The organism is Pontivivens marinum (assembly GCF_900231835.1).
Taxonomy (GTDB): Bacteria; Pseudomonadota; Alphaproteobacteria; order Rhodobacterales; family Rhodobacteraceae; genus Pontivivens; species Pontivivens marinum.
In genome coordinates this window covers 260,778-279,268 of the sequence record NZ_OCTN01000005.1, presented here as the reverse complement: position 1 = coordinate 279,268, position 18,491 = coordinate 260,778, and the positions used below count along the sequence as shown (strand labels likewise).

Genomic DNA, 18,491 nt, shown 5'->3' with positions numbered 1-18,491 from the left:
GCGCCGCCGCGCCGATGGTACTGCGACTTAAGTCGTGGGAGAGTAGGTCACCGCCAAACCTGTCAATATCTCAATTCTCTCTAAACAATGATGATACACCTTTGACGCGGGGTGGAGCAGCCCGGTAGCTCGTCAGGCTCATAACCTGAAGGTCACAGGTTCAAATCCTGTCCCCGCAACCAAAAATATATCAGACATTACAATACTTTAGCAGCCACCTCAGGGTGGCTTTCTGCGTTGGGATTCCACCCGTGGAAGCACTTTGGAAGCAGCTGAGTCCAGACATTCGCTGTGGCGGATAGGCCGCACGCAAATAAAATCGCGTGATGTATAAGTGAGCTACAAAAGGCGCGTTAGCACAGCTCGCTAACTTATCCGCTCAATACAAGTGCTTCGCTTTGCACCAAAAATGCGAAGAGAGGCTGTCATATGCTAAGGCAGCGCGGCTCTGCATCTTCAGGCTGTGCGCACTGCGTCAAACCTCACCCCACACAGACGTAGAGACCAAGCTTCTCGGTTCTTTGGAAGTGGTGCGCAGTGCATTGTGCGCTGGTGCATACTACAACGCACTAACGGCCCAGAACGGACGTGGACCGACGTTCAGGACGCGGCGATGCAGCTTTCCGTAAGCTGAGTTTCAGTCGATTGCGATCAGCTTGTCGAAACCGTTAGTAACTGCGCGGCTGCTATTTGGCTGTTCCAGATACGGTTGAAAGCTTCTGGAAGGCTTAGATCGTCCGAGCGTTCCCAAAGGCGTATGCTCTGCGCCGTTGCGGTAACGCCGAAATTGGCCAGTGCGGTTGCGACATGTGGGTCGACAAGGCGTGAGCGCAGGCAGGTTGCCAGTTCCTCACATTCCGACGCGAGGATGCTATCTAGTACGGCGCGAGCCTTGGCGTTTTCGTGGGCGATTTTGCGTACTTTACGTAGGATGGTCTCATTTTCTGCCAGTCGGGCAATGTGTGTGTCTAGAAATGTTTTCAGGTCCTGTGAAATTGGCGTGGTCCCCGTACACAACGCCCTCTTGTCCTCCGCACGAAAACCTGGCGGCGTGCCGATAGCAGCGGCTTCCTTGTTTGCATAGTAATTAAAGAACGTGCGCGTGCTGATGCTCGCCGCTGCGGCGATTTCCTCTGTAGTGATTTCATCGAGCCCATGAGCCTCTGCGAGGTTCAAAGTGACCTTGTGGATATCACGGGCAGTTTCCAGTCGGCGCTTTTCTCGTAACGAAAGTGTCATGGGGATTTCCTTGCGCACTATGCAGCATTTGCATACTGGGAATTATTGTAAAGGTTTCAGATAGGAATGTAACAGCGATGACCTCCCGCATCCGGCTTTTTACCAGCGTATTTTGCGTGGTGGCGACCATGTACACACCATCAAACGCACAGCCAATGGGCTCAGGACCGGTTGAGGTAGGGGTGATCGAGGCCACTTTGCAAGCTGTGCCGCAGGTTGCAACTCTACCGGGCCGCGCCGTTGCGTTTCAGGAGGTTGAGGTCCGCCCGCGTGTGAGCGGCGTCATCGAAGAGATCCTTTACACCCCCGGTCAACAACTTGAAGTGGGCGATCCCCTGTTTCAGATCGACAAATCTGCCTATCTAGCACAAGAGGCCTCCGCGCTAGCAGATGTCGCCATTGCACAGGCCAACCTTCAGGTCGCGCAATCGGCAGCTGACCGTGCCGAACAATTGGCGGGACGCGGCTATACCGAGGCAGAAGTCGAAACCGCGCGTGCAAGCCTTTTAGAGGCGCAGGCTACCCTCGACGCGAACGAAGCCGCTGTTGAATACGCCCAAGTCGAGCTGTCATGGACAACGATCACAAGCCCGATTATCGGGCGGGCTGATGTGTCAGACGTGTCGGTCGGTGATCTGGTGACATCGGGACAAAGCGACGAGTTGACGACCATCGTGCGAGCGGACCCGATTTACGTGGATATGGTCGAGGCAAGCTCCCGCATTCTGTCTGTCCGGCGGGGCATTGACGACGGCTCATTGCAGCAGGCCGATAACATGCAGGCGACGCTATTTCTTGAAAACGGTGATGTATTTCGCGGTGTGGGGCAAATGGTGACACCTGGCAACAGCGTATCGACCACAACGGGTAGTGTGACCGTGCGGTTCCAGTTTGAAAACGAACATCATGTCGTGATCCCGGGTTCCTTTGTGCGTGGTGAGATCACTGTAGGATCCGTGCAGGCATTCCTTGTGCCGCAACGCGCCGCCACCCGCGGAAATTCCGGCGATCTGACGGTGTTCATCGTCGGTGAAGATGGCACCGCCGAGCAAGTCACCTTGAGCGATGACGGAAGTTATCAAAATTCATGGATTGTTCGTGAGGGGTTGAGCGAGGGCGACCGGATCATTGTGGACGGGCTATCGTCGTTGCAGGCAGGACAGGATGTCCTTCCGGTCGCGGCGATGATTGATGAGGATGGGCTGGTGCGTGATCTGGCTGATACAGACGCCGCCGCTGCCCCCTCGACAGACGGTGAAGAGACCGAATAATGGCACATTTCTTCATTCATCGCCCCGTTTTCGCGTGGGTTCTGGCCATCGCTGTCATGTTGGTTGGCGCTTACAGCATGACCAGCCTGTCGATCTCGCAATATCCTGACATTGCCCCCACCACCGTGCGGATCAGCGCGTCATATTCCGGTGCCTCAGCCGAGACGGTCGAGAACTCGGTGACAACTGTCATCGAGAACGGGCTGACTGGGCTGGACGGCTTGTCATATATGACATCTTCCTCCAGCGAGGGATCAGCCAGCGTGTCGCTGACATTCGACGACTCGGTTGATCCCGACATGGCGCAGGTACAGGTGCAGAACAAGCTGCAACTGGTGGAGTCGCAATTGCCCGACAGCGTGACCAGCGCGGGTGTATCTGTGACACGGTCCACCTCCTCCATCCTGATGGTAGGTGCGCTGGTCAGCGAGGATGGCAATTATACGTCATTGGAGCTTGGCGATATTCTTAGCAGCACCATTCTGGACGCGGTGCAACGCACGGATGGGGTCGGATCGGTCAGTGTGTTCGGCACGGAATATGCCATGCGGATCTGGCTGAACCCCACGCGCCTGTATGAATACCAACTGACAGCGGCTGATGTCACAACGGCTGTGTCGGAGCAGAACACAAACGTCACTGTCGGCAGTTTAGGCGCCCAGCCTACCGTGCAAGGGCAGCAATATACGGTGTCCCTATCGGCGCAATCACAGCTGACCTCTATCGAAGACTTTGAAAACATCCTGCTCAAAACGAACTCGGATGGCTCAGCGGTATACCTCGCGGATGTTGCGACGGTGGAATTGGCCGAGGAAGATTACGGCAGTTCCAGCCGGTATAACGGTCATCCCGCTGCGGGTTTCGGGGTCAATCTGGCAACAGGATCGAATGCCGTCGATACGGCAGAGGCCGTGCGCGAGGTTATTGATGGGCTTGAATCCGCGTTCCCCGTAGGCGTAACCGTTGAATATCCATATGACACATCCCCCTTTGTCGAAGAGTCCATTGAGCAAGTCTATCACACGCTGATCGAGGCGGTGGTTCTGGTCTTCCTGATCATCCTGTTATTCCTGCAAAGCTGGCGAGCGACAATCATCCCGACAATTGCGGTTCCGGTCGTTTTGCTAGGCACATTTGGCGTGCTGGCGGCCTTTGGCATGTCGATCAACACCTTATCGATGTTTGCCTTGGTGCTCGCCATCGGTTTGCTGGTGGATGATGCCATCGTTGTCGTCGAGAACGTCGAGCGCGTGATGAAGGACGAAGGCCTCGATCCTATCGCGGCCACAGAGAAAAGCATGGGAGAGATTTCGACCGCCCTGGTCGGCATCGTTACGGTTCTGTCGGCGGTGTTCTTGCCGATGGCGTTCATGTCCGGCTCGACCGGGGTTATCTATAAACAGTTCTCGGTCACGATCATTTCGGCAATGGTTCTGTCTCTGTTTGTTGCGCTGATTCTGACGCCCGCAATGTGCGCGCAATTGCTGAAAGCGGATCATGGTAAGCAACCCATCGCACCGTTTCGCTGGTTCAATGCGCGGCTGGATGGTTTGACACACGGATATGGCAGCGCGATCAATCGCCTAGCACTGCGCCCGTTCCGCATGATGATTGTGCTGGGCCTTGTCGGGCTGGGGGCATATTCGCTCTATGACCGGTTGCCGTCATCATTCCTGCCAACCGAGGACCAAGGCGTGCTGATGGCGATTGTCGAACTGCCGCAAGGGTCCACCGTGCGGCAAACCGAGCAGATGGTTTCTACCATTGAGGATCATCTGCTGACCCATGAATCCGAGGCAATCACCAGCGTATTCGCCAATGTGGGATTCAGCTTTGGCGGCACGGGCCAAAATTACGCTATGATGTTCATTAAGCTCAAGGACTACGAGGAGCGCCCCGGTGACAGCGCATCGGACCTGATGAACCGGTTAAATGGTGCGTTTTCTCAATCCCGTTTGGGCACCGTATTTGCATTGCTGCCGCCCGCCATTCCCGGCTTGGGCACGTCATCTGGCTTCACAATGTATCTGGTCGATCAATCCGGCGTCGGCCAAGAGGGGTTGAGTGCGGCTGCCGATCAACTGGTCGCGCTGGCGACGCAGGACGGGCGTGTCGCCAATTTGCGTGGTAATGATGCGGCGACCGAGCCGGCGTTGCGATTGCAGATTGATCAGCAGAAGGCCGAGGCGTTGGGTGTGTCGCTGTCTGACGTGAATTCGATGCTGTCCACAGTGTTCTCCGGCTCGACGGTAAATGATTTTCCGCTTGGCAATGACCTGCGTGGCGTGATCGTGCAGGGCGATGCCGAATGGCGGATGCAACCCGAAGATATAAATCAATGGTATGTCCGCAATGACAGCTCGGAAATGGTGCCGCTGTCAGCCTTTGTCACTCAGGAATGGGTGTCCTTGACGCCGCAACTTGCACGATATGGCGGGACGCGCGCGTTGGAAATCTCCGGCGAGGCAGCCGCAGGGCTTAGCTCAGGCGACGCCATGATCGTGATGGAGGAGCTGACCGCCGGTTTGGACGGAACATTTGCGCCGGCATGGACAGGGCTAAGCTATCAGGAGCGGTTATCCGGTAATCAGGAGGTAACGCTCTATGCGCTTTCCGCCTTGGTGGTGTTTCTCTGCCTTGCAGCATTGTACGAAAGTTGGAGCGTGCCCTTTGCTGTAATGCTCTCGGTGCCTGTGGGCATCTTGGGTGCGTTGGCTGCGACGTGGTATTTTGGCCAATCAAATGATGTGTATTTTAAGGTTGGATTGCTGACGACCATTGGGCTGGCCGCGCGAAACGCCATTTTGATTGTCGAATTTGCCGAACATCTACGTTCCCAAGGTATGGCGCTGGTCGAGGCAGCCGTGTCCGCGTCACGCCAGCGTTTGCGTCCGATCCTGATGACGTCACTGGCCTTCGGGTTCGGAATTACTCCGCTCGTTCTGGCCTCTGGCGCTGGTGCGAACGCCCAGAAATCGATCGGAACGGGCATGCTTGGTGGCATCGTGTTTTCCGCAGTGATCGGTATCGTCATGATCCCCGTTTTTTATGTGGCCGTTATTAAAACAACAGCGATATTCCGTCCCCGCATGGAGAAAGAACAATGAAATCTTACGTCCTTATTGCCGGCTTGTTGGTCGCGGGTTGCACGGTTGGCCCCGAATATCACCGCCCCGAGGTCCCGTTGCAGACCCGCTTTGTGGGCGGTACGGCGGATAGCATTGGCGCTGTAGCGACAGAACAGTGGTGGCTGACCTATGATGACGCGATCCTCACAGAACTGGTTACACGCGGTTTGGCGCAGAACCTTGATGTGATGCTCGCAACCGAAGCGATCCGTCAGGCGCAGGCCGAATTGAGGGCTACAGGTGTGGCGGGGGCAATGGACGGGTCCTTGTCTGCCTCCGTCTCGCGCTCGGGCGGGGAGGGGGTTGCAACGGCGACCACTGCGTCGGGAAGCTTGGGCGCATCGCTTGTGCTGGATCTGTTCGGCAGCGTACAGCGCGAACAGGAAGGGGCGGTTGCCTCCTTGGCAAGCACCCGCGCACAGGCTGAAACAACGCGCTTGGCGTGGCTGGCAGAAATAATCGCGGCCTATTCGGATGCCCGCTATTACCAAGAGGTATTAGCCCTAACACGCGACACGGTTCGGGCTCGCCAAGAAACCGTGAACATCACCCGAAGCCAGTTCGATGCAGGCGGGGCAACGCAATACGAGATCGCCGAGGCACAGGCCTTGCTATCCACAGCGCGGGCCGATTTGCCGCGCTACGCCGCGCTGTTTGACGCAAATGTCTACGCCATCGCCACCTTGTTAAACGAACCGGCCGGCCCGATCATGGAGCAGATGCAAAAGGGTGCCGCGCAGCTTCGCATACTAGATACTGCGCAAACCGGCATACCTGCCGATCTGCTGCGCAACCGCCCGGATGTCCGCAGTGCCGAGGCCGATCTGGCCGGTTCACTGGCCGACGTAGGCGTTGCAGAGGCCGCGCTGTATCCGTCGCTATCCTTGTCGGGGTCCATCGGGCGCAGCGACAGCAATGACAGCTGGTCCTTTGGCCCACAATTATCAGTTCCTGTGTTTAACCAGAGCTTACTGCGGGCAAATCGCGACGCGCAAATCTCCGTTGCAAAGCAGTTCGAGCTGACATGGCGCGCGGAAATCCTCAGCGCGGTTGAGGACGTGCAGGTCGCACAATCCAACCTGTCCCGTTATCGCCAACGGGCATCTTTACTGCAAACAGCGGCGAGGGATTATGCGCAAGCGTTGAGCCTAGCGCAGGAAAACTACCGCAACGGCGCGACCACACTTTTGGACTTGTTGGACACCGACAGGAATGCCGCTACCGCGCGCATCTCAGCAGCCTCGGCGATTAATGACGCAGCCCAAGCTTGGGCAACCCTGAAAATTGCAACGGGAGCAGGAGCGGCGGCCTTGGAATAAGTGCGTGGAGATCACTGTAAGCTAAAGGATGTAGGGACTTTAGCGCCGCTTGCTCTGCGATAGATCGGCGTAAAGGCCCCCCTCCATATAGGAGACGCTAATCCCTCAGTAGAGGCAGATTTTGTCTCTTAGGTTACCTACGGCCTGCTCGATTGGTTGCGTCTGATCCCAGTCGGGCAGGGCACTTGCCAATGCATTCCGGGTTCGTGGTCCGATGATGCCATCAACTGGTCCCGGATTCGCGCCCGCGGCAACTAATAGCTGCTGTAGAAGCAACCCCGCGCTCTCGGATGGAGAGCTCACAGTCGCGCAGATCGGATGTAGTACTACAACACTGCGGAAATCGGGTGACAGCGCATCCGGCTGCTGTGGAGCGGGCAGTTCCAGCGTGACGTGGTTCAAGCGTGGTATTTGTGTGATGTCAGCCCTTGGTATTTCAACAATAGGTAGGCTCGGTGTCGTTGGAGCAGTCATTTCGAGCGCCAAGATGCGGGCTTCCGGAGGGGGCTGCTGACCAAATTCACGCTCGGTCAGATCGCTGCGCCAAAAGCACTGCCCCAGTGCAACTGCAACTTCATCCGCGCGGTCAGGTGGTGTGCCTAGCGTTTCAGTCGTGCATTCCTGAGCAGAGGCATCGCATTTCAGTGTGATGACCCATTCAGGCATTGAGGCGCTGGATTGCAATATGGCGTCGCCATTAGCGTAGATGTGGTAGGCATAGCCGGCAACGATGCCCTCCTGCCATAGGCCCGGGAACTGGGCTGATTGGACATCCATAACGTAGCTACGCATGCCGGTTGCACCGGGCAGCGGTACGTCAAAGGAGGATGTCACGCATGGCTGTGACAGCGCCATCGAGGGCGCTATCACCAAAGCTAAAAGAGCCGCTAACCTCAACGATCCACTCGTAAAAGCGGCCCGTGAGCGCGAAATGACAGGGATGCAAGAACGACTGCATTTGTGTTCACGGTTACGGAGGTGTTCGTGCTGCCATCGATCTCGTAAATCCCCTCGGGCCATCCCCGCTCAGGGTCGCCTAGTGGTGCAATTGCGGCGAGCAATTCGCGCGTGTAATCAGTGCCGAACAGGGCGTCCCAAGCGAAGGAAATCTTGGTGCTGATTGTACGCTTACTGTCCATACGCTCACCCGTGAATGTCATGACGGACCATGGGGAGCCGCCCCCCCATACGGATGAGTAGATAAAGTAGGGTGCTACATCTATGTGGCTTTCACTCACGGCTGTCAGGATCTCGGTATTTGCATATCGAGCCTCCTGCGCGGAATAGATCGCTGTTGAAAACCGCAGGGACCGAGCATCAAAGCCGAACTCCAGACCGTCAAACACGTAGGGCTCACTAACTGTGAATGCCGGTGTGACACCACGATGCATGCGGGTATCTACGGGGATTGGTAGCCCCTCAACATCCTGAACCATCAGGTTATCTTCGGCACGGTAGGCGCGATACATGTCGTAGCCGAACAGCATCATCGCCTTGGCTGCGTACTGTTCATACCCAACGCGGCCCTCCTGATCGCGGCGCAGGTTATCCTCACGGATATTGCCGCCGATCAGTTGGCCATCCTCGATCATTTGTTCCAGATCCCACTGTGCCAGCAGGTCTGCAACCTGCGGTGCAAGCACTGGGTAATTGTTCTGCACAATGCCCAAGGCGCCGACCAGTCGGGCGATATCCAGAGCGGACCACCCTAGGCCCCGCTCGGCTGCCTGGTTCGCATAATCCACCAACTCGCCAGTATTAACGTTATAGGCTTTGTTCGGCAGCAGATCATCGAACCGGCGCATACCGATCAGTGTATCCAGGGCGAGGCCAATTCTGTCTACGGCCTCGGCCTCATCAATCAGGCCAAGGCGCTGCGCGGAGGTTGTCGCAACGAAATACGATCCCGTTTCCCACATGGTTGTTGAGGGATAGTTATCAACTGAATTGACGAGGCCGGTGTCGGGGTTGGTATTGTTTTGGAAATAGCGCCACGCAATTGCAGCGTATTCCAGATCCTCTGGCGTACTGACACCGGTGATTGCCAAGGGCAGAGGCGTTACATCCTCGAATGCAGCGATTGCATCGGGAACTTCCTCAACAACGTGCACAGATTCCTCCTGAAGGCCGGATTCGATATAGGTTACCAAGGTAAGTCCACACCCAAGAGCGACCAGAAAAACGATGTGACTTCTGGCATTGATCAAATTCTGACGAAAGCTCATTCCTCGACCGTCCCTTCATCTTCTTTCGGCACCCACATTGCAGCACCGATAATGCCAGCCATGGCAAAGCAATTGTTTAATCCCCACAGCAGGTTAGCAACAACACCACTTGGCGAATGTGGCATACTGTCGATCAGGAGTGCGGCGCTTCCCCAGATGCCAGCAACGATAGTCACGCCAATGACGAATAACTGCGGGCGCACGAGGCGCAGGAAGTTTCCAGATTGTCGAACTTTTGGCGTGACGGGGAAGGAAATCTTCTGACCACGGAAAACCGCATAGATCGCGCGCATTCCTAGTGGGAAAAAGGATAGATAACTCGCCTTGGCGGCGTATCCCGAGATGCCCCATGTGCCCACCATCATCGCAAGTTCCAGCGTTACCAGGAACGGGATCAAGTGCATGAAGAAGTCGCTGGAATAGGCGGATACGGGGGAAACGCCGGTAAACAGGTAGATTGCTGGTGAAAACAAAAAGACCATGTTCCACAGCGGTGCAAGGTATGAATAGAACGTCGTTCCATACATCAATCTTTGCGAAAATGTCAGGCCCGGCCTAAAGATCGGGTTGTCGTTCACCAGAATATCCAAGCTACCGCCGGCATATTTATAGCGTTGTACGGTCCATGTGAGCAAATCCTGCGGGGACAGCATCTTGCTCTCAACAATGGGATGCATCTTCGATTTCCAGCCACGCCTGCGATCTGCGTGTAGAACAATCGAGGTGAAAATATCCTCGGAAACGTGAAAGCGGTATGGCGTTAACAGTTCGGTCGCCGCCGCCTCTGTGCGGATTGCCTCCATCAGCTCGGGTGCAACTTCGCGCTCCTTACTGGTGAGGGTGATGACCTCCTCGGCCGCATATGTGCGTTGCTGAACTTTGGAGCCAAAGCTGCGTAGGGCGGCCTCCATCACGGCTTCACGGCGATGGATCGAACCGGCGCCGCAACAAAACGACGCATTCACCCAATTGCGGCGACGCTGAATGACATCGTAAAACATCTTGGGGTCGTTAACGAACGGATCTGCTCCAACCCTGATCGGGCCCGCAATGCGCTGAATAAGCGTCGCAGCCTTTGCACCAATCGGGCCTAGGCGGTTCCCCCAAACTGTGTCGAGTGTATCGCCCGCGGGCAAATCATAGAACCATTGGGGGGTTTGGACCCATGCCATTTTCGGGTCGCGAAAATACCCGAGCGTATTCACAAGCAGCGTCGGAAACGGGCGGGTATCTGCATCGCAGATGACCATAAAGTCACCGTAGGTCTGCTCCATCGCATTGCGCAGATTGCCGGCCTTGAACCCCTCATTCGTGGTTCGGCTGATATAATTTGCGCCCTCGGATTCCGTTACTTCACGCATTTCAGGGCGTCGCCCGTCGTCCAGAATGTGGATACGAATATCGATCGGATGCGGATAGGTCATATTCTTGGCGTCTATAATGCCAAGCCGCACCAGTTCTGGATCCTCATCATAGGTTGCGAACATCACATCGACGGAGATCTGCCGCTCCCCCTCGGGGTGGTTTTCGGTGACATCAGCCAAGCATTCCGGCGCCGGCTGGATGTCGATGGGATCATCCTTCCACAGGTTGAACACGAACAGAATCATGCCGAAATAGGCAAAGGTCTCAGCCATGACCAAGGGGATCGCAAACCACAGCGCCTCGGGGTTGAGCGAGCCTGTCCAGCGCCACCAGATATACCACGCCCCTACGACCAGCGCGATAACAGCCAGAAACTGCCACAACATCTCCCGGGTTATGCTGTAGCCCAGAGGTTCAGGAGGCTGGCGGTCTTCGTATTTCAGGAAGTAGTCGTCCATATTAGACACCTGCCTTCTTCTTGCTCAGGTACAGATCCCAAGGTGTCGCCCCAAGGCCGATTGTCCATGCGAGCAGTTTCACCCGTCCCAACAGCCTGGCTGCCATGTAGGACAGATAAAACACGATCAGGAACCGCAGGAGTACAATCATCCATGGCGATAAGGCCTGATAGAGATTGGATGTATACAGAACGATATCGAACAGATCGATAAAGAGCGGGTGCATCAGGTAAATACCGAATGTGTATTTCGCGTATTCAGACCATTTCCGCGACCACGGCATATATTGCCCGCCCATAAACACGGCAAAGATAAACAATGGCATCAGGAAGTGGCCGTAAAAGTCCCAACCGCTGCGAACGCCCCACGATCCTGTTTCGACCGCGTAACCAAAAAACGGCAATGTCGCGATATAGGCCATGCCGGCAAAGTACAGCCCGCCCCGTCGCACGAGTCGCGATTCACCACGCGGAATGCCGTCATTCCACAGGCCATACAGCGCAAATGCGGCAAGTCCGTAGCCGACATATCCAAAAATCTTGATCGCCCGAATGGCGTATTCGCGCAGCACAGGGTCCACGTCCAAGGACCACAGGAAAGCCTGCGTGTTGTTCATCACGCCCAGTGTAAAGAACACCGTTAGTCCCAGAATTGGATATCGCGTCGCCAACCGCATGATCGGATAGAACAGGAACAGCGCAAACAGGGTTGGCAGGAAGTGCATGTGGTATTGGGATTTGCCCAATATAAAGTAGCCCGCCCAGCTTTTTAGCTGTGTGATCTGATCCCAGATAAAGGGCGTGTAGTCGAATACCTCCGCCTTTATCAGCCGGAAAAAGGCATAGAAAACCACCCAGAACGCGAACGGAACCAGCAAGCGTTTCGCCTGCTGACCGATCGCTGTCGAGTAGGAAGGCATTTTCCGGTCAACCCGCAGCGCCATCAGGAACAGCGAGAACAGGAAAAACATTTCGGAGCCGGAAAACTCACCTATCGAGCGGAAAAAGACTGGAAGGAGACGTCCCTCCACTCCTGCCTCGGGGAATGGCTGCCCTGCGAAATCGGTGCTGGAATGGATTAATACAACACCAAACGCCGCAAAAACGCGGTTCGCATCGAACCAAACCAGCCGTGGCTTACCTTGTGCGCTCATTCGTAATTATCCGGTATCGGGCAGCTTTGACCGTGCACAAGGCGCGGTTCGGGCGGTGGCAGGTTGTGCAATTCAGGCCGACAATCCGTTGCCGCCGTTTCCCCGAATGTCGGGATCGGACGGCAGTAGAGGTACTCATCCAGCGGGATCACTGGTGGCAGCTGAACGGGATTGGCACATGCACAGCATGGCACCTCGATCTGCGTTGCATCCGGATGACATTTGTTGGCGCGAATATCGGTGCCGGCAAATGCTGTATCCCAAACCTGCGCATTGTCGCTAACTTGCTGCAAAATCGGTCCGCTGACCTTGTACAGCAGCGCGGCGAGGATAATCCCGTTATTGTTGGCTGTTTGTACGGGAATGACGCCATTTCCGTTTTCGTACAGACCCTCTTGGAAACCACGTTCCGGCACGGACAAGTCCGCGACAGTTTCAAACAACAGGTCCGTGTAGGGGGTGTCCCATAGCGCCCAAAGGCCTACAGCCGCTTTGCCGGAGACCGCAGCCCGATCCGGTTGATATTCGCCCGTTGGATCAAGGGTGTTCCATGGATATCCATCTGCGAAAATCGAGTCATACACAAAGTAGGGTCGCCCATCCAGCTGGTGCTCGGACCGTGCTGTGATGATGCCCGTTTGCTCATACCGGCGCTGCTGTACCAAATAGATGCGGTTCGCGAATTCCGCACGCCAGCCATGGGAAGCAACCATACCGTCGCCGCTGCGATCGGTGGGCATATCCCATCCCATCTCTAGCCCGTCGAGGATATAGCCCTCGGTCAGAACGTAGTTCTGGTTGTGGAAAACACGCGGATCACGTCCGTCATAGGGTACGGGCACACCATAGATATCAACATAGGATAGCGGTTCTGGTGACATGGCGCGATCGACATCAAAACCCCACAAGGCGAAGCCCTTGGCCGCGTATTCTTCGTAACCCAGACGCCCCTCTTGAACATAGCGGGTCGTATCATCGCTCTGCGTGAATGAGCCAAACATCCGGCCATCCTCGTTGACGAGGTTGCAGAAGTTCCAGCGCATGGGAACGTTATCCACACTGTTTGCGAGGTGCGGGTGCCGTTCCTTTAGGATGCGCAGCCAAACAAGCAAACGACCGATATCCAGCGCGGACATTCCGACTTCACCAGCTTCGTTGGCGTAGTTCACCTTCTCGCCGGTGCCGGTGTGATACACCTTGTTTGGTGCCTCGCCGCGATACAGGTCGAGGTTGCGCAAAGTGCCCAATAGTTGCGTGGCGCGCGCGTCAAAATCCCGCTTCTCGATCACGCATAACTCATATGCGGCGACCATGGCGCTGATATAGGATGCAGTGTCCCACATCGTCGTGGACGGGAAGCCGCCTACCGCGTTTACCAAACCTGTATCCGGCTGAAATCGCAGTTCGAAATAGGACCACGCGACGCGCGCCATTTCATATTCGCGATCCGTCAGGGCGCCGTTGCGCCCGAAATGCGGTGTTGCACCATCCGAGGCACGATCACAGGCACGGGCGGAGCCCTCTCCGTCATGGTAATCGATGTAAATCGGGGATTCGGACCGTATGGTGACGCTGTTATAGTCCGCTCCGTTCAGCGTAACGTCATCTACAACGATGCTTTGCGGTTCAACATCAGCCTCCAGTGCCTGTGCAACGGCATCAAGCGGGAATGTAAGCGATGGAACCGCGATTGCTGCGGCCGCAAAGGCCCTGAAGAGTCCATTTTTTGACATGTCCACGCTCCTGAAAAAGCTAATATTCCAAGTAGTATAACGCCAATATCTATGCGGCGTTTGTAAAAGTTAGAGACAAACGATTCTTGCCATTAACTGGTCCGTAATCAACACTATCGGCGCATTGCACAATCAAGCCTAAGCCGCGTCCGCTTTCTGCCAGCAGGTCAACCTGATCAAGATCGGGCGCCTTTGTGCGCAAATCGAAAGGTTGGGCGCCAACCGGATCAAATAGATCAATGATGACGGTGTCGTTTTCGGTCGTAAGATGCAGTTCTATTGGCGCGTCTGCATCCGATGTTTTGGCGTGCTTAACCAAATTTGTAAGCGCCTCACTAAGGCATATTTCGAATCTGAATCGCGTATCCATGGCGAGCTTGTCATCAATGGCCGTCGTTAACTCGACGACCATCGCATCGACATCGTCCAGCCGATTCGTCATTCGAAATATCTGAGGGCCCGTCACGGGCGCTCGCTCATCGTTTGTACTGCCGACGCAACATCGGGATAGCTTGTGAATACGCGATCCATTCGGCAGATCTGGAACATACGAACCACATCCGAGTTCAATCCCGCCAAGGCCAAATCACCACGATTGCCGATTTTTTTCAAAATGCCGACAAGCGCGCCAAGGCCGGATGAATCAACGAAAGTGATGTCCTTGAAGTCTACGATCAGTTGCGTGGAACCAGCATCGATCAAGCTGATGATCTCATCCTTGAACGCCTTGGCATTCATGGCCGTCAAACGCTCAATACCCGGTCTAATTGCCGTAATATCAGGGTCATACGAGGTTGTGTGTATCATCCGATATGGTCCTCTCTAGAGCCACAATAGTTAAGTCATCTTCTAGGGGTCGGCCGCCACGCCACTGCGCTAGTGCGTTAATAATCTTATCGGGAAGCGCCTCTGCGCCTATATCCGCAATAGTGGCGGCCAAATCGCGCAAACGGTCTGTGCCGAACGCCACCTCAGCAGCGTTTTCCGCCTCCGAGGCTGCGTCGGAAAGAACCACAAGCGATGCCCCCGGCTCGAAGGTCATGACGTTGTTTTCATAGCTCGCCACACTCAACATGCCGACAGGAAACCCACCATCGCCCACTTCATGTGCTTTGCCAGAGGCCTCAACATAATAGGGGGATGGGTAGCCAGCCTGACAAAAGTAAAATTCACCGGATGTCGTATCGATTACACCGCAGAACATGGTGAAATACTCATCACTATCAAATGCGCAGAACCGCTGATTCAGATCATCTACCAGTGCCGCGGGGTCGGGCTTGTCAGGGTCGGCCAACACTTTGGTTTGAAAAAATTCCGGCGTGATCAGGTGCCCGATCGCAACGGAAAGCAGCGAGGCGTGTACGCCGTGGCCGGAAACATCAACGGCATAAAATCCCAATTTTGTCGGGCTTAGCGGAATGCAGCCAAACATGTCGCCGGACACGAATGAGGACGGAGCGAAGGCTGACGCCACGCGAAAACCCAGAATAGTCTCGTGAATATTTGGCAAAAGCTGTCGTTGCGCCGTTGCGGCGGCGCGCAAATCAGCCTCAATTCGCTCGTTTGATTCCTTCAGAATTCGGGTGCGTTCCGCCAGTTCCGATGCATGGTGAATCAAGCGTGTAGCGGCCCGCAATCGTGCTTGTAGCAATACGGGACTGCGCCCCTTGGTCAGAAAATCATCGACACCTGCGTCCAATGCCTGACTGCGAACGCCATCCACTTCGCTGCCGGTATTCATGATGATGTAGACGTAATAATCCAGGTTCAGATCGCGGATGCGCTGAGTTAGCTCAATGCCGTCCATGCCTGGCATTTGATAATCACTGATGACGATTTGTGTGCCTGTTTCCTGCACCAATTTCAGTGCAGACAGACCATCACTGGCCTGCAAAACCTCAAATCCCAGCTTCTCAATGACCAGCGCCAGGTATTTTCGCTGAACGGGATTATCCTCAGCAACAATAATTTTAAGCCGACTATCACTCATAATTAAAACCGAAATCGCCTTACCGTTTAACTGCACTTAACTCCGATGTTCGATGTCCCAACTTTGGTAAGTCACGATCATGCCACCTAGTGCACAACCCTTATAAATCTTTGATTACACTGAATCTACAAACTGATAACCACATCGCGATAAATTCCTACGATTGACATTAAGCGGCAACACTTCATCATTATCAACGGTAATTTTAACGACAACATTTGTCTGCAACCATGCATCCATCGTTGTCATTCTAGGTTGGGGAGCGATGCCGTGAAGGGTACGATTTTTGTTGAGCTGATCAAAATGGCAGAAGAAGCCTTCGGTGAAGATGCAGTCGACGATATGTTGGATCGGGCAAACCTTGAAAATGGTGGCGCCTTCACCGCAGTTGGCAATTATCCCTGTTCCGAACTGGTGAAAATCGTTGAGGCGGCAAGCGCGCAATCCGGACTTAGCGGTGATGTTTTGCAGCGCAAATTCGGCCACTGGATGCTAGCGCATTTCGTTGTGCACTATCCTGAATTTTTCGCGGACAAGAAAAACGCCTTTGCCATGCTTGAGGCAATCGATGGCGAAATCCACGTTGAGGTCAGAAAGCTATATCCTGACGCCGAATTGCCAAAGTTCGAGACGGAGCGCGTGACAGCAGATCATTTGGATATGACATATTCGTCGCCACGCCCGCTTGTCGATTTTTGCCATGGCATGATCGAGGCATGTGTCGATCAATTCGATGAAAAGGCTGATATTTCGCGTTGCCCTGTCCATGCTGATCCCAACTCGACAACATTTCAGATCAAGCGGCCGAGCTGAATTGAGGTAGGGTAATGACTTCCGTCCCAGATGACCGCGTTTCCCGCCGCCGTTATAATCGTGAACAGGTTGCCAGAGAGGCGGCAGAAAAGCTGTTGGAGGAAAAGAGCCGTGAGCTCTTTCTCGCCAACAAAAAGCTTACGGAACATTCTGCGAATCTCGAAAATGCGGTTGTGCAGCGCACGGCCGAATTGCGGAAAGCGTTAGAGCAATCTGAGGCGGCATCCCTTGCACGCAGTCGGTTTATTGCAACGATGAGCCACGAAATCCGTACACCTCTGGGCGGCATGTTGGGCATGATCGACCTGCTGACTATGGATGAAACCGATCCTGAAAAGCTGGAGCTTTTGACTTACGCCAAAACGGCGGGCTTGGGTTTGAACCGCATCGTAAATGATGTTCTCGACTTCTCGAAAATGGATGCGGGTGTTTTTGTTTTCGAGGAAGAAAGTATCGACATCAGAGCTTTGGCCGAAAGCGTCCGAATGCTGGCGGGTATGAATCCAGCCGCCGCAAACCGGACAATAAGTTTGGAAATTGACAGGTCGGTTCCGAAACTATTCTCCGGAGATGCGACGCGAATACGGCAGGTTTTATCTAACCTTGTTAGTAATGCATGCAGGTATTCCGAAGAGGGCGTGATTTACCTGCGCGCAAGAATGACGCCTCATCCAAAGGGCGGTTTGCTACGGGTTGAAGTGCAAGATTTTGGTGTCGGTATACCTGAGGATAAGAGGTCTGATCTTTTCAAGGATTTCTCTCAGGTTGCGAACCCCCTGACCGCGGCGGCTCAGGGCACCGGACTGGGACTGGCAATTTGCAAGCGTATCCTTGAGGGATGCGGTGGTATCATTGATGTTGATAGCACGGCAGGTGTGGGGTCTACATTCTGGTTCGAGCTTCCGGTCGAGGTGATTTCCGAACTTGAAGAAGACCCAGAGGAGATACATCCGGTTGATGAGCCCAAAATCACTCTCGATGGTAAGAAAATACTTATCGCAGAGGATAACATTATCAATCAAAGGTTGCTGCTAACCTATCTCGACCGAATGAATATAGAGGCTGTTCTTGCGAAAAATGGTCGGATCGCAGTTGAGGAATTCGCTCCGGGAAAATTCGACCTGATCCTGATGGATATTGCGATGCCCGAGATGGATGGCTTGGAGGCGACACAATGCATCCGTGAAAAATGGCCAAAATCTGATATTCCCCCGATCATCGCATTAACGGCGCATGTTATGGATGCCATCGCAGAGGATGCAGCAAGCGTTGGAATTGATGCTGTATTGTCAAAACCAATTCCGTTCGAAGAACTCAAACAGGCATTGGAGACAGCAATTAATTCGCATCATCAAGGTAGCGCCACCGTGCCGCCAACCATACCGGCGGAGGTAGCCCCTGCCGAGGATGACAAACCAGAACTCATTAATTTGATGGCACCAGGTGCCGTGGCGGAATTAACGGAGTATTTGTCCCTCGACGATCTGGTCGAGATCGTGGCGGATTTCATCAATGATTCCAAACAGCGTGTCGGTGAGATCGCGCAGCTGAGGCAATCAAATGACCGCGGTGCAATTGCCAAACAGGCACATTCATTGCGTGGATCCTCGCTAACATTGGGGTTCACTGAAATTGCGAACGGGGCCAATGAGCTGGAGACGCAAGCATCGTCTATTGAGGATGCGAGGATTTCCCAGATCGTCGAGGAAATATCGGGCCAGATACAAAAAATTGAAGCTGCCATTTAGAGGCAGCTTCAATTCATATCATAGCGTCACCTAGGATGACGTCTCAGGT

General features: G+C 54.5%; 14 protein-coding genes and 1 tRNA gene. 6 read left to right on the top strand and 9 right to left on the bottom strand.

Annotation, left to right across the window (positions count from 1 at the left end; translation table 11 throughout):
- Positions 1-105: 105 nt before the first annotated feature.
- Positions 106-182 (top strand) — tRNA-Met (locus CR254_RS13430).
- 469 nt (positions 183-651) lie between these two features.
- Here CR254_RS13430 and CR254_RS13425 read toward each other — a convergent pair.
- On the bottom strand, positions 652-1,239 hold the full coding sequence (locus CR254_RS13425; RefSeq protein ID WP_097930797.1) for a TetR/AcrR family transcriptional regulator: 588 nt from the start codon (positions 1,237-1,239) through the stop codon (positions 652-654).
- A gap of 128 nt (positions 1,240-1,367) precedes the next feature.
- On the opposite strand from CR254_RS13425, the gene CR254_RS13420 reads away from it, so the two are divergent.
- From CR254_RS13420 to CR254_RS13410, 3 genes are read left to right on the top strand one after another with little or no spacing between them, the layout of a single operon-like run.
- Positions 1,368-2,510, top strand: coding sequence for an efflux RND transporter periplasmic adaptor subunit (locus CR254_RS13420; protein WP_245851635.1), 1,143 nt, complete (start codon positions 1,368-1,370; stop codon positions 2,508-2,510).
- Positions 2,510-5,617, top strand: coding sequence for an efflux RND transporter permease subunit (locus CR254_RS13415; protein ID WP_097930793.1), 3,108 nt, complete (start codon positions 2,510-2,512; stop codon positions 5,615-5,617). The genes CR254_RS13420 and CR254_RS13415 overlap by 1 nt, the downstream gene beginning before the upstream one ends.
- Positions 5,614-6,957, top strand: coding sequence for an efflux transporter outer membrane subunit (locus CR254_RS13410; RefSeq protein ID WP_097930791.1), 1,344 nt, complete (start codon positions 5,614-5,616; stop codon positions 6,955-6,957). The genes CR254_RS13415 and CR254_RS13410 overlap by 4 nt, the downstream gene beginning before the upstream one ends.
- A 105-nt stretch (positions 6,958-7,062) precedes the next feature.
- Here the strand turns inward: CR254_RS13410 and CR254_RS13405 are convergent, their stop codons facing one another.
- Genes CR254_RS13405 through CR254_RS13370 form a run of 8 tightly spaced genes read right to left on the bottom strand, consistent with a single transcriptional unit; the run spans position 7,063 to position 15,917 of the window.
- Positions 7,063-7,812 (bottom strand): hypothetical protein, encoded by a 750-nt coding sequence (locus tag CR254_RS13405; RefSeq protein WP_097930789.1) that lies wholly within the window; start codon positions 7,810-7,812, stop codon positions 7,063-7,065.
- A gap of 38 nt (positions 7,813-7,850) precedes the next feature.
- Entirely contained in the window at positions 7,851-9,182 is a 1,332-nt protein-coding gene (locus CR254_RS13400; protein WP_097930787.1) for a DUF3131 domain-containing protein, read from the bottom strand.
- A complete protein-coding gene (locus CR254_RS13395) occupies positions 9,179-11,005 on the bottom strand; it encodes a glycosyltransferase family 2 protein (RefSeq protein WP_097930785.1) in 1,827 nt (608 codons plus the stop codon). Before CR254_RS13395 ends, CR254_RS13400 begins: the two co-directional genes overlap by 4 nt.
- A 1-nt stretch (position 11,006) precedes the next feature.
- Positions 11,007-12,158, bottom strand: coding sequence for an acyltransferase (locus tag CR254_RS13390; RefSeq protein ID WP_097930783.1), 1,152 nt, complete (start codon positions 12,156-12,158; stop codon positions 11,007-11,009).
- Positions 12,155-13,891, bottom strand: a complete 1,737-nt coding sequence (locus CR254_RS13385) for a DUF3131 domain-containing protein (protein WP_097930781.1) — start codon at positions 13,889-13,891, stop codon at positions 12,155-12,157. The genes CR254_RS13390 and CR254_RS13385 overlap by 4 nt, the downstream gene beginning before the upstream one ends.
- A gap of 49 nt (positions 13,892-13,940) precedes the next feature.
- Positions 13,941-14,333 carry an ATP-binding protein gene (locus CR254_RS13380; RefSeq protein ID WP_097930779.1) on the bottom strand — a complete coding sequence of 131 codons (393 nt, stop codon included), beginning with the start codon at positions 14,331-14,333 and terminating at the stop codon, positions 13,941-13,943.
- 20 nt (positions 14,334-14,353) lie between these two features.
- On the bottom strand, positions 14,354-14,698 hold the full coding sequence (locus CR254_RS13375) for an STAS domain-containing protein (RefSeq protein ID WP_097930777.1): 345 nt from the start codon (positions 14,696-14,698) through the stop codon (positions 14,354-14,356).
- Positions 14,676-15,917, bottom strand: a complete 1,242-nt coding sequence (locus tag CR254_RS13370; RefSeq protein ID WP_245851633.1) for a PP2C family protein-serine/threonine phosphatase — start codon at positions 15,915-15,917, stop codon at positions 14,676-14,678. The genes CR254_RS13375 and CR254_RS13370 overlap by 23 nt, the downstream gene beginning before the upstream one ends.
- Positions 15,918-16,151: 234 nt before the next feature.
- Here CR254_RS13370 and CR254_RS13365 point away from each other — a divergent pair, with 234 nt between their 5' ends.
- Together CR254_RS13365 and CR254_RS13360 are read left to right on the top strand one after the other, a co-directional pair.
- On the top strand, positions 16,152-16,694 hold the full coding sequence (locus CR254_RS13365) for a heme NO-binding domain-containing protein (protein ID WP_097930775.1): 543 nt from the start codon (positions 16,152-16,154) through the stop codon (positions 16,692-16,694).
- A 14-nt stretch (positions 16,695-16,708) separates the two neighbouring features.
- Positions 16,709-18,442, top strand: a complete 1,734-nt coding sequence (locus CR254_RS13360; RefSeq protein WP_097930773.1) for an ATP-binding protein — start codon at positions 16,709-16,711, stop codon at positions 18,440-18,442.
- Positions 18,443-18,491 lie beyond the last annotated feature (49 nt).

What these genes read in the sequence shown, in the direction of transcription:
- CR254_RS13425 (WP_097930797.1), bottom strand. Translation starts at nt 1,239, where the DNA reads ATGACACTTTCGTTACGAGAAAAGCGCCGACTGGAAACTGCCCGTGAT.
- CR254_RS13420 (WP_245851635.1), top strand. Translation starts at nt 1,368, where the DNA reads ATGTACACACCATCAAACGCACAGCCAATGGGCTCAGGACCGGTTGAG.
- CR254_RS13415 (WP_097930793.1), top strand. Translation starts at nt 2,510, where the DNA reads ATGGCACATTTCTTCATTCATCGCCCCGTTTTCGCGTGGGTTCTGGCC.
- CR254_RS13410 (WP_097930791.1), top strand. Translation starts at nt 5,614, where the DNA reads ATGAAATCTTACGTCCTTATTGCCGGCTTGTTGGTCGCGGGTTGCACG.
- CR254_RS13405 (WP_097930789.1), bottom strand. Translation starts at nt 7,812, where the DNA reads ATGGCGCTGTCACAGCCATGCGTGACATCCTCCTTTGACGTACCGCTG.
- CR254_RS13400 (WP_097930787.1), bottom strand. Translation starts at nt 9,182, where the DNA reads ATGAGCTTTCGTCAGAATTTGATCAATGCCAGAAGTCACATCGTTTTT.
- CR254_RS13395 (WP_097930785.1), bottom strand. Translation starts at nt 11,005, where the DNA reads ATGGACGACTACTTCCTGAAATACGAAGACCGCCAGCCTCCTGAACCT.
- CR254_RS13390 (WP_097930783.1), bottom strand. Translation starts at nt 12,158, where the DNA reads ATGAGCGCACAAGGTAAGCCACGGCTGGTTTGGTTCGATGCGAACCGC.
- CR254_RS13385 (WP_097930781.1), bottom strand. Translation starts at nt 13,891, where the DNA reads ATGTCAAAAAATGGACTCTTCAGGGCCTTTGCGGCCGCAGCAATCGCG.
- CR254_RS13380 (WP_097930779.1), bottom strand. Translation starts at nt 14,333, where the DNA reads ATGACGAATCGGCTGGACGATGTCGATGCGATGGTCGTCGAGTTAACG.
- CR254_RS13375 (WP_097930777.1), bottom strand. Translation starts at nt 14,698, where the DNA reads ATGATACACACAACCTCGTATGACCCTGATATTACGGCAATTAGACCG.
- CR254_RS13360 (WP_097930773.1), top strand. Translation starts at nt 16,709, where the DNA reads ATGACTTCCGTCCCAGATGACCGCGTTTCCCGCCGCCGTTATAATCGT.